This window comes from Pseudomonas sp. GM55 (genome assembly GCF_000282395.1).
Taxonomy (GTDB): Bacteria; Pseudomonadota; Gammaproteobacteria; order Pseudomonadales; family Pseudomonadaceae; genus Aquipseudomonas; species Aquipseudomonas fluorescens_CC.
This window is the reverse complement of record NZ_AKJJ01000039.1, coordinates 15,570-27,588: the sequence shown is the minus strand read 5'-3', so window position 1 is coordinate 27,588 and position 12,019 is coordinate 15,570. Positions and strand designations below refer to the sequence as shown.

General features: G+C 62.8%; 7 protein-coding genes. 4 read left to right on the top strand and 3 right to left on the bottom strand.

What is annotated here, in order from left to right:
* Window positions 1-80: 80 nt before the first annotated feature.
* Window positions 81-1,700, top strand: coding sequence for a pyoverdine maturation tyrosinase PvdP (gene pvdP / locus PMI31_RS08885; RefSeq protein WP_008017586.1), 1,620 nt, complete (start codon window positions 81-83; stop codon window positions 1,698-1,700).
* Between the two features lie 110 nt (window positions 1,701-1,810).
* Here pvdP and PMI31_RS08880 read toward each other — a convergent pair whose 3' ends face one another.
* From PMI31_RS08880 to PMI31_RS08870, 3 genes are read right to left on the bottom strand one after another with little or no spacing between them, the layout of a single operon-like run.
* Window positions 1,811-3,205, bottom strand: a complete 1,395-nt coding sequence (locus PMI31_RS08880) for an efflux transporter outer membrane subunit (RefSeq protein ID WP_008017585.1) — start codon at window positions 3,203-3,205, stop codon at window positions 1,811-1,813.
* 7 nt (window positions 3,206-3,212) lie between these two features.
* Window positions 3,213-5,186 (bottom strand): MacB family efflux pump subunit, encoded by a 1,974-nt coding sequence (locus tag PMI31_RS08875; protein WP_008017584.1) that lies wholly within the window; start codon window positions 5,184-5,186, stop codon window positions 3,213-3,215.
* A complete protein-coding gene (locus tag PMI31_RS08870) occupies window positions 5,187-6,359 on the bottom strand; it encodes an efflux RND transporter periplasmic adaptor subunit (protein ID WP_008017583.1) in 1,173 nt (390 codons plus the stop codon).
* A 385-nt stretch (window positions 6,360-6,744) separates the two neighbouring features.
* Here PMI31_RS08870 and PMI31_RS08865 point away from each other — a divergent pair, with 385 nt between their 5' ends.
* From PMI31_RS08865 to mgtA, 3 genes are all read left to right on the top strand, one after another.
* Window positions 6,745-7,227 carry a sigma-70 family RNA polymerase sigma factor gene (locus tag PMI31_RS08865; protein WP_008017582.1) on the top strand — a complete coding sequence of 161 codons (483 nt, stop codon included), beginning with the start codon at window positions 6,745-6,747 and terminating at the stop codon, window positions 7,225-7,227.
* Window positions 7,228-7,373: 146 nt separating this feature from the next.
* Window positions 7,374-8,711 (top strand): lysine N(6)-hydroxylase/L-ornithine N(5)-oxygenase family protein, encoded by a 1,338-nt coding sequence (locus PMI31_RS08860; RefSeq protein ID WP_008017580.1) that lies wholly within the window; start codon window positions 7,374-7,376, stop codon window positions 8,709-8,711.
* Between the two features lie 564 nt (window positions 8,712-9,275).
* Window positions 9,276-11,990, top strand: coding sequence for a magnesium-translocating P-type ATPase (gene mgtA, locus PMI31_RS08855; protein ID WP_008017579.1), 2,715 nt, complete (start codon window positions 9,276-9,278; stop codon window positions 11,988-11,990).
* The last annotated feature ends 29 nt before the right edge of the window (window positions 11,991-12,019 follow it).

Sequence of the window (12,019 nt, the reverse complement as noted above, 5' to 3'; positions counted from 1 at the left end):
AGCGAAGCTCTTAAATTTTCAGCACTACTGACCGTTCTAGCTTGGATAAAGCCTGCTCCATGGCTGACACAGGTAGGGCAATGACGATTTCTCGACGATGGTTCCTCGCGGGTCTGGCGCTGACCGGTGCCGCCGTGCCGGCGGTGTATTACGGGCATCGCGAACTGACCAGGCCGGACCCGACGATCACCCCCGGCGAAGCCTCGTTCGACGTGGCGGATGTTGCCGGCCAGCGCTTGGCGGATACCTTGCGCGGGGTCTGGCAGATTCGTTTCGAAGGTCGTGACGCCGGCATTGAAGGCTTGCCGCTGGAGGGGCTGGAAGTGTTCCTCGATATCGGGCACAAGGGTCGCGGTGTCAGCGGTTATCTCGACACCGCCGAGCGTTTGCGCTCCACGCAAGAGCCCCGTTACCGCGTGCTGGGCGATCTGTCCGGGGCCAACCCGAAGCAACTTGGCTGGCGACTGCTGGGGGCCAGCGGTTGCTGCGAGTACGCGTTCGAGATGACCCTGGACGAGGTCTGGGCCGGTTTCGGCAACGCCGGCAGCGGCAGTCTCAGCGGGCGCGTGCTGGACCTGAAGCGGCCGCTGATGCTGCCTGTCCAGGACAATCGACTCATTGCCGTTAAACGGGTATTCCCTGAAGCCCGCGAGCGCACCAGCCTCAATCCGACCCTGCTGGCCTGGCTGGTATCGCCCGAGCACCGCTTGTTCCACCAGCTCTGGCATGCCTCCCGGGACAAATGGCACAAGCTGTCCGAAGACCAGCGCGGCGCCTTGCGCGGGCTCGGCTGGCAACCCGGCCCACGGGACAGGGAGCGCGACGCCCGAGGGGCGCGTAAGGATCGCAACGGTTCGGGCGTGGACTTTTTCTTCATGCACCGGCACATGCTCGGCACTGCACGTTCGATGCAGGACTTGCCCTCCTGGACGCATTTCCCGTTGCCGCAGCCGGAGCTGGCGCGGGACCGGCCCGGCTTCGCGCGTTATTTCGACAACCACGACGGCACCGCGCTGCCGCCGACCTGGCTGGCCGAGGACGATGACGAGTACACGCAGTGGGTCAGCGACATCAAGACCGCTGAGACGTATCACAGCAATTTCCAGGTCTGGGAATCGCGCTACCGTGATCCACGCTACCTGTCGACGCTGACCCTCGGCCAGTTCGGCTCGGAGGTCGAACTGGGCCTGCACGACTGGCTGCACATGCGCTGGGCTTCGGTGCCGCGTGATCCGTCGAACGGTCAGCCGGTGCCGTTTGCCCGTGATCCGGCGGATTTTTCCGCACGCTGGTTCGCCGCGGAAAACGACTTCCTCGGCGACCCGTTTTCCTCCCATGTGAACCCGGTTTTCTGGCATTTCCACGGCTGGATCGACGACCGACTGGAGGACTGGTTCCGCGCCCACGAGCGCTTCCATCCGGGGCAGGTCAGCCGGCTTCAGGTCAACGGTGTGCAATGGTTTGCGCCGGGGCGCTGGGTCGAGATCGATGACCCCTGGCTCGGCCCGACCACCCACGGTTGCAGCACCACGCCGGGGTTGCAGGCCGGCAAGTCAGTGGAAATGGACCCGGAAACCATGAAGCTGGCGTTGCGTATCACCTTCGGCGAGGACGAGAAAAAACTGGCGGGGCTGTTTCGCAAAGTGCCGCAACGGCCTTGGTATGCGCGGCATTTGAAGGCTAAACAGAGCCAGGCCTGATACCGCGTTATCGTTCAATCGCTGGCAAGCCAGCTCCTACAGGGGGCTGCATACACAGGTCCATTGTAGGAGCTGGCTTGCCAGCGAAGGCGTCCTCGCAGCCCCCCCAACTACAAAACCTGCCACCCCCCACCCAACGCCTTGTACAGGGCAATACTCGCCTGCATCCGCGACAACCGCAGTTGCACGTTCAAATCCTGCGCCGCGTACAGCGTGCGCTGGGTTTCCAGCACTGTCAGCAAGTCCTCGGCCCCGGCCTGATAACGGCTTTGCGCGATGTTGAACGCAGTCTGCGCCTGGCGCAGTTCTTCACTCTGCCACTGGCGCTGTTCATCAAGTCCGCGAATGCTATTGAGGGCTTTTTCGACGTCGGCGAAGCCGTTGATGATCGCGCCGCGATAGGTCTGCAGCAGTTCTTCCTGGCGCGCCGTCGCCTTGTCGCGCTGGGCGCCGAGGCGGCCGTTATTGAACACCGGCGCGAGCAGACCGGCAGTGATGTTGTAGAAGGGACTGCGCAGAATATCGTCGACCCGGTCGGCACCGGAGCCGACTTCGGCGGTGAGCGTCACGGTCGGCAGCATTGCGGCCCGGGCGACACTGACGTCGGCCTGGGCGGCGGCCAGTTGCGCCTCGACCCGGGCAATGTCCGGACGGCGGCTGAGCAACTGGCTGGGCACCCCGGCGTCGATGGCGGGCCAGGTCAGTTGATCGAAGCGTTCCTGCCCCAACGACAGCGCCTGAGCCGGGCGGCCGAGCAGGGCGGCGAGGCTGATTCGCGCATCCTCGGCCTGTTGCCGCACCAGTGGTAACTGGCGTTGCTGCGCCGCCACCAGGCTTTTTTGCTGCGCCAGTTCAAGGGCGGTGGCCGAGCCGGAATCGAAACGGGTCTGCACCAGTTTCAACACGCTCTGGGCATTGGCCAGGTTCAACCCGGCGATGCGGCTCTGCGCCTGCAATGACAAGGCTTGCGCGTAGCCGCTGGCCACGGCGCTGAGCAACGTCAACTCCACGGTGGCCTGGTCGAACTCGCTGGCTTGCAAACTGTATTGCGCACTGTCGCGGCTGGCCCGTTGGCCACCCCAGAAATCGATTTCGTAGCTGGCAGTCAGGTTCGCAGTGAAGTAATCGACGGCGTCGTTATCGCTGTCGGCATCGAGCTGACTGTAGCCGCTGCCCCGCAGCAATTTCTGGCGGTTGGCATTGGCCGCGGCCTTGACCTCAGGCAGTTGTGAGCCGCCGGCAATCACCGTATCGGCCTGGGCCTGGCGCACTCTCGCGATGGCCGCGGCCAAATCGTAACTGCCGAGCCGCGCCTGTTCGATCAGGCGACCCAGTTGCGGGCTGCCGAAGCGGTTCCACCATTGTCGGTTGTCATGGGTCACGCCTGCGGTGTGCGGCGATTGCCAGGCAGTCGGCGGCTGGATGCCGCTGTCGGGGCGCTGGGCCGGGCTGCCGCAGGCGGCGAGCAACAGGCACAGGGTTAACACACTGAGTGGCGGCTTCATCAATCGATCATTCACTGGTAAGGGCCGTGACCGGGTCGAGTCGGGCTGCTTTGCGGGCCGGCATGTAGCCGAAGACAACACCGGTGACCAGGGCGCAGCCGAAGGCGCCCAGCACCGCTATCAGGGAAAAGGCGACAGCGACTTCGCTGAAAATCAGCACGCCACCGACGATCAGCGCCAGGGCAATTCCGGTGAGGCCACCCACCACCGAGAGCATCACTGCTTCGGTGAGGAACTGGCGCAGGATGTCGCGCTGGCGGGCACCAGTGGCCATGCGGATACCGATCTCCCGGGTACGCTCGCGCACGGTCATGAGCATGATGTTCATCACGCCGATCCCGCCCACCAGCAGCGAAATCGCCGCAATCGATCCGAGCATCAGTGACAGGGTGTTTTGCGTGCGTGCCTCGGCCTGGATCATCGCCGCGTTGTTGGTCAGCTCGAAGTCGTGCTTGCCGCCGTGCAGGCGCAGCATCAGTTGCTCGATGGCTTTTTCTGTCTCCTTGACCTTGCGCGCGTCGGCGGCGGCAATCGCGATGTACTCGGGATTGTGGCTGCCGAACAGGCGCACGCTCGCGGCGGAGTAGGGGATGGCGATGCGGTCGTCGCTGTCGGAGTCGCCGGAGCTGGCGCCTTTTTCCGCGAGCACGCCGACCACCTGGAAGGGTACGTTTTCGATCAGGATGTACTGGCCGATCGGGTTGGCCACGTCCTTGAGCAATTTGGTCCGCACCTTGTGCCCGATCACCGCGACGGCGGCGGCGTTCTGCTCATCGGCGTGGGTGAAGTAGCTGCCTTCGACCACCGGCCAGTTGAAAATGGCCGGGAAGTTGGTGTCGTTGCCGCCGACGTAGCTCAGGTGATCGAGGTTGCCAAAGCGCACCCCGGCTTCCTGGCCGTTGACCGGCATGATCCGCATCACCTGGGGCAGGCTGGCAATCGCCGCGACCTCATCGAGGGTGACGATGCCCATCGGCGTACGCGGGTTGGGGGCCGAGCCGCTGAGGTAAATGATGTTGGAACCGAAGGCGCCCATCTGCGCCATCACCTGGCGCTTGCTGCCTTCGCCCACGGCCAGCATCACCACCACCGAGGCCACGCCGATGATGATCCCGAGCAAGGTCAGTGCGGTACGAAACCTGTTGATCCACATCACCCGCCATGCCGCGTGCACGGCATCGACCAATTCACCTTTCCATGCGCCAGTCGCTTCGGCGCCTTCACTCAAGCGCTTGCGCAGGTCGACGGCTTGTAGCGCACCGGGTGTGGCGGAATTTTGCGCGGTCGGATTTTCGTCGGCGCTGTCGCTGATGATCAGGCCGTCGCGGATCTCGATGATGCGCTTGGCCCGGGCTGCCACTTCGCGGTCGTGGGTGATGAGGATGACCACGTGACCCTGGCTGGCCAGCTCGTCGAGCAGGGTCATGACCTCGGCGCCGCTGTGGCTGTCGAGGGCGCCGGTGGGTTCGTCGGCCAGGATGATGTGGCCGCCGTTCATCAGGGCGCGGGCAATCGACACCCGTTGCTGCTGACCGCCGGAGAGTTGGTGCGGACGGTTGCCAGTGCGCGAAGCCAGACCGAGGCGGTCGAGCAGGGCGGCGGCGCGGGCGTGGCGTTCGGCGGCCGGCGTGCCTGCGTAGATGGCCGGCATCTCGACGTTTTCCTGGGCCGAACCGGACGCAATCAGGTGGTAGCCCTGGAACACGAAACCGAAGGCTTCGCGACGCAGCCAGGCCAGTTCGTCACTGTCCAGGGCCGCGACGTTCTCCCCGGCGAAGCGGTATTCGCCCGAGGTCGGGCGGTCGAGGCAGCCGAGGATGTTCATCAGCGTCGACTTGCCGGAACCGGAAGCACCGACGATCGCCACGAACTCCCCGGCATGGATCGACAGGTCGATGCCGCGCAATACGTGAACTTCAGGGGCGTCGCCACCGCCGTAGGCTTTACGGATATGGTGCAGGTCGATCAGGGGCGTCTGCATTCAGCCGCCACTCCCGTCGACCGGGCCGATCAACAGGTGATCGCCTTCCTGCAGGCCATCGAGGATCTGCACCCGCAGGCGGTCACTGATACCGGTACGCACGTTGCGCTGCTCGATGCGGCCATTGCCGGCGACCACTTGCGCCGTCTGCAGGTCTGCCTGCGCGCCGGCCTGCAGGGCGGCGATGGGCGCGGTGAGTACGTTCTGCGCCTGATTGGCGACGAAAAATACCTGGGTGGTCATTTCCGCCATCAAGGCGTTGTCGGCGTTGTCGACGTCCAGCAACACGGTGTACAGCACCACGCGGGCACTCCCGCTTTTGCTGGTGCTGGCAGGGCTGCCGCCACCCTGGCTGGTCTGGTCCAGTGGCTTGGGCGGGACGGGGAGGATTTGCCGCACGGTGCTGGTCCAGCGCCGGGTGCCGCCGCTCAGGGTGGTGAACCAGGCGTGCATGCCGGGTTTGACGTCGCCGATGTCGGCCTCCGAGACCTCGGCCCACACGGTCATCGGCGACAGTTTGGCGATGCGCAGGATCAGCGGCGTCTGCTGCTGGGCGTTGAGGGTCTGGCCGACCCGGGCATCCAGTGCCACCACGGTGCCTGCCATCGGTGCATATATCCGCGTGTAGCCCAACTCGGCCTGATCGCTACGCAGGCTGGCTTCGGCCTGGCGGATCTGCGCCTGGAACATGTCGATGCGCGCCTGGGTCACGCGCAATTCGGCCTGGGCGGTCTGCACGTCTTCTTCACGGGTGGCACCGCCGGCGGCGAGGTTCTGTTGGCGCTGGTATTTCTGCCGGGCCAGTGCGTGTTGCGCCCGTTGTTCCTGCAGCTGCGCTTTGAGGTTTTCGATGGAGAACCGCCCGGCATCGAGTTTGGCCTGTTGCGTGGACGGGTCGATTTCCACCAGCAACTGGCCTTCCTTGACCAGGTCGCCGACTTCCACGTGGATCTTGTGGATTTGCCCGGAAGCCTGGGCACCGACGTCGACATAGCGCCGCGGTTGCAGGGTGCCCAATGCCGTGACGCTGCTTTCGATGTCGGCGCGGCTGACCTGGACGGTGGCGAACCGGTCGCGGCCCGGGGGGATGAACTGCCAGGCGGCGACGGCGATTGCGGGGATCAGGCTGAGTGCTGCAAACACGACACGTCGGGTTTGTCGGGAACGTTTCATTCGGGGTTCCGGCCAAAGGAAATCGGCCCGTCGTTCAGCGGCGCAGGCGGGCAGAGACGGGGAGCTGTCCTGTAAACGATGAACCGGACGCAGAATTTAGCCGGCAACACAAACCCCTGTAGGAGCGAGCTTGCTCGCGATGGACTGGAAAGCACCGCGGGGTATCAGGCGTCCAGCGTTATCGTTGACGTCCATCGCGAGCAAGGCTCGCTCCTACACAGGGTTCGTGACTAAATGCCGGGCAAGTTGAAGCAGTACTTTAAATCTATATGAGAATTACTATAAATTACGCGACTCGAACTGCCACTATCGTGCCACTGCTTGTTTCAGCGGTTGTACAAAGGGCTCAAGGAATGAAACCGCACCCCACGTGCGGACGGGAGTCATGTTGGAGAACTACTATCGCGAGCTGGTGAGTTTCCTGAACGCCAGGCTGGGCAACCGCCAGGTGGCCGAAGATGTGGTTCATGACGCTTATCTGCGCGTGCTGGAACGGACCAGCGATGCGCCGATCGAGCAACCCCGCGCCTTCCTTTATCGCACTGCATTGAACCTGGTCATCGATGACCACCGCCGCAACGCCTTGCGTCGCGCCGAGCCGCTGGACGTGCTCGACAGCGAAGAACGCTACTTCACGCCTTCACCGCACAAGGTCCTCGATCACGGCCAGCGCCTGGACATGCTCCAGCGTGCCTTGGCGGAGTTGCCACGGCTGTGCCGCGAGAGCTTTCTGTTGCGCAAGATCGAGGGCCTGTCCCATCCGCAGATCGCCGAGCAACTGGGTATCTCCCGTGCACTGGTGGAAAAGCACATCGTCAATGCCATGAAGCATTGCCGTGTGCGGATGCGCCAGTGGGAAGGCCACTGATCCCGCGGATTCATCAAACCTCGTTAAATTTTTTTTCATTGTCCTCGTTCCTACTCAACAGACGACCTGTTGTGCGGCCCAAGGCCGGTCAGGTCACTTAGGTTCAATGCCGCGCTTTTGCGGGGAACATCCAGAGGACACTGGAAATGACACAGGCAATTGCATCGCCCCTCGTTCACGACCTGATCGGCGTCGGATTCGGCCCGTCGAACCTGGCACTGGCCATCGCGCTGCAAGAGCGCGGGGCGAGCCAGGGCGACCTGGATGTGCTGTTCCTCGACAAGCAGGCTGACTACCGCTGGCACGGCAACACCCTGGTGACCCAGAGCGAGTTGCAGATTTCCTTCCTCAAGGACCTGGTGACCCTGCGCAATCCGACCAGCCCTTACTCGTTCGTCAATTACCTCAAGGCCCACGGGCGCCTGGTGGACTTCATCAACCTGGGCACCTTCTATCCGTGCCGCATGGAGTACAACGACTACCTGCGCTGGGTCGCCGGGCAGTTCACTGCGCAAAGCCGTTACGGCGAAGAAGTGCTGACCATCGAACCGGTGCTGCACAACCATCAGGTCGAGGCGTTGCGGGTGATTTCCCGCGATGTGACCGGGCATCGGCAGGTGCGCACCACCCGTTCGGTGGTGGTCAGCGCCGGTGGCACGCCGCGCATTCCCGAGGTGTTCAAGGCGCTCAAGGATGACGGCCGGGTGTTCCACCATTCCCAGTACCTGGCGCAGATGGCCAAGCAGCCGTGCGTGGACAACCAGCCTATGAGCATCGCGATCATCGGTGGCGGACAGAGCGCGGCAGAGGCCTTCATCGATTTGAACGACCGCTTCCCGTCGGTGCAGGTGGACATGATCCTGCGCGGCTCGGCACTGAAGCCGGCCGACGACAGCCCCTTCGTCAACGAAGTGTTCTCGCCGCAGTTCACCGACCTGGTGTTCCAGCAACCCGACAGCGAGCGCGAGCGACTGGTGAACGAGTACCACAACACCAACTACTCGGTGGTGGACATCGATCTGATCGAGCGCATCTACGGCATTTTCTATCGGCAGAAAGTCTCGGGCATCGCCCGCCATGCCTACCACACCCTGACCACCCTCTCAAAAGCCACAGCCACCGAGCGCGGCATCGAACTGGTGCTGCACAACAACGCCACCGGTGAAGTCTCGGTGCGTCACTACGACGCCGTGGTTCTGGCCACCGGTTACGAGCGGCAGATGCACCGCAAACTGCTGGCTCCGCTGGAAGAGTACCTGGGCGACTTCGAGGTCGATCGCAACTACCGGCTGATCACTGATGAGCGCTGCAAGGCCGGCCTCTACATGCAGGGCTTCTGCCAGGCCAGCCACGGCTTGAGCGATACCTTGCTGTCGATCCTGCCGATTCGCGCCGATGAGATTGCCGCTTCGCTGTATGAACATGGCAAGCATCGCGGGCATGGTCGGTCGGTGGTGGATGTGTTGTTGGCCACCGCCAGTTGAGATTTGCTGCGTCTGTCATGACGCCTTCGCCGGCAAGCCGGCTCCTACAAGGGATTACGCATCAACTGTAGGAGCCGGCTTGCCGGCGAAGGGGCCTTCAACCACTGCACAAATATTGGTTCCTGAACCCTTCCTGAAGAACCCCGCATTTCCCCCGGCAAACTTTTGTAACGGGTTTACTCTCCAAACATCGGGGCGTAAGCTTCGCGCGTTTTCATCCATTACGGAGACCCACAGTGGGTACTTGTTCGAGTGACAGTTGTCGGCCGGTCTCGGTAACCGGCATTTTCTCGGCAAGATAACGCGCAGTCTCCTGTGCCGTTGTCTCGCCGAAAAGCGAGCAGCGGCATCCTGATCATGGCCAGTCCTGGCCATGTCCCGACGTCCCTCTCATCGACGCTGAACAGAGCGTGGTTTCGACTTTTCCTGTCGTGGCCGCCGCCCTATCGACACGCCTGTCATTCGTGACCGGCGCGCCAGGCCTTGCTTTGCCGGTTGTTCCGGCGGAACAGGCGTGGGCTTGCCTGCTGAACGGTTTCCCGGCTGACCAAAGGGGCACCAGCCATGAAACTTACCCTCAAGGAATTCTTCGCAGGTTTCCTGCGTAACCGCCACATCGCCCGGCACTTCCGTCGCCTGGCGTTGCTGGAAACCTTCACCGACACCACGGTCAGCCGTGAAGTCCCACCGACCCTGGCGCAAACCCTGGTGGCCGCCGCCGGTAGCGACACGGGGCAATTGCTCAACAATCTGGGCAGTCACACCGATGGCTTGAGCGAGCTTGAAGCCGATGCCCTGCGCGAGCAATTCGGCCTCAATGAAGTCGAGCACGAACAACCGCTGCCCTGGTGGACGCACCTGTGGCACTGCTACAAAAACCCGTTCAACCTGCTGCTGACCCTGCTGGCGGTGATCTCGTGGCTGACCGAAGACATGAAAGCCGCCATCGTGATTTTCTCCATGGTGGTGCTCTCGACCTTGTTGCGCTTCTGGCAGGAAACCAAATCCAACCAGGCCGCCGATGCCCTCAAGGCCATGGTCAGCAACACTGCCACGGTGATGCGCCGGGACCTTGAAGACCTCAGCGCGCAGCGCATCGAATTGCCGATCAGGTTACTGGTGCCGGGCGATCTGATCGTGTTGTCGGCCGGTGACATGATTCCCGCCGATTGCCGGGTGCTCAGCGCCAAGGACCTGTTCGTCAGCCAGGCGGCGATGACCGGTGAATCGATGCCGGTGGAAAAGTTTCCCCGTCAACAGGACCGCGACACACTCAACCCCCTGGACCTGGACAACATTCTGTTCATGGGCACCAACGTGGTGTCCGGCACGGCCATGGCGGTGATTCTCACCACCGGTAACAGCACCTATTTCGGTGCCTTGGCCCAGCGGGTCGGCGCCACCGACCGGGCGCCGACTTCGTTCCAGACCGGGGTCAACAAAGTCAGCTGGCTGTTGATCCGCTTCATGTTCGTGATGGCGCCGCTGGTGTTGTTCATCAACGGTTTCACCAAGGGCGACTGGACCGAAGCGCTGCTGTTCGCGCTGTCGATTGCCGTGGGCCTGACCCCGGAAATGCTGCCGATGATCGTCACCTCGACCCTGGCCAAGGGCGCGGTGTTCCTGTCGCGAAAAAAAGTCATCGTCAAACGCCTCGACGCGATCCAGAACTTCGGCGCCATGGACGTGTTGTGCACCGACAAGACCGGCACCCTGACCCAGGACAGGATCTTCCTGGCGCGCAACGTCGATGTCTGGGGCAATGACTCCGATGACGTGCTGGAGATGGCCTACCTCAACAGCTACTACCAGACCGGCCTGAAAAACCTGCTGGATGTGGCGGTGCTCGAACACGTCGAAATCCATCGTCAATTGAAAGTCGGCACGGCATTTCGCAAGGTCGACGAGATTCCGTTCGACTTCACCCGTCGGCGCATGTCGGTGGTGGTCGCCGAGCACGATCAACCGCACCTGCTGATCTGCAAGGGCGCGGTGGAAGAGGTACTGACGGTCTGCTCGCGGGTGCGTCACGGCGAAGTCGACGAAGCCTTGACCGAAGAGTTGCTGGCGCGCATTCGTCAGGTCACGGCCACGTTCAATGCCGAGGGCTTGCGTGTCGTGGCGGTAGCGGCACGGCCGATGAGCGAAGGACGCGACACCTACAGCCTGGCCGATGAGCAGGCACTGACGCTGATCGGTTACGTGGCGTTCCTGGACCCACCCAAGGAAAGCACTGCGCCGGCGCTCAAGGCATTGGCAGCCCACGGTGTGGCGGTGAAAGTGCTGACCGGCGACAACGAACTGGTGACGGCGAAGATCTGCCGCGAAGTCGGCCTGGAACAGCAGGGCCTGCTGATGGGCAACGATATCGAACGCATGACGGATGCCGAGCTGGCGAAAGCCGTGGAAACCACCAATGTCTTTGCCAAACTGACGCCCTCGCACAAGGAGCGCATCGTCCGCCTGCTCAAGGGCAACGGCCATGTGGTCGGTTTCATCGGCGACGGCATCAACGATGCCCCGGCGCTGCGCACCGCCGACATCGGTATTTCCGTGGACAGCGCCGTGGACATCGCCAAGGAAGCGGCCGACATCATCCTGCTGGAGAAAAGCCTGATGGTGCTGGAGGAGGGCGTGCTGGAAGGCCGCCGGACCTTCGCCAACATGCTCAAGTACATCAAGATGACCGCCAGCTCGAACTTCGGCAACGTGTTCTCGGTGCTGGTGGCCAGTGCGTTCATTCCATTCCTGCCGATGCTGCCGATGCACCTGCTGGTGCAGAACCTGCTCTATGACATTTCGCAGATCGCCATCCCGTTCGATAACGTCGATGACGAAATGCTCAAGCAACCGCAGCGCTGGCAGCCGGCGGATGTCGGGCGCTTCATGCTGTTTTTCGGGCCGATCAGTTCGATCTTCGACATCACGACGTTCGCCTTGATGTGGTACGTGTTCGATGCCAACACCCCGGATCACCAGACCCTGTTCCAGTCGGGCTGGTTCGTGGTCGGGCTGCTGACCCAGACACTGATCGTGCACATGATCCGCACGCCGAAGATCCCGTTCCTGCAGAGCCGCGCGGCCATGCCGCTGCTGGTGATGACCGGACTGATCATGGCCGTGGGGATTTTCCTGCCGATGGGACCGCTGGCGCATTACTTCAAGCTGCAGGCATTGCCGTCGCTGTATTTCGTGTTCCTGCCGATGATCCTGCTCGCGTACATGGCGCTGACCCAGGCGGTGAAAGGGTTCTACATCCGGCGGTTTGGCTGGCAATAAGGGACACCTCCTGTAGGAGCGAGCCTGCT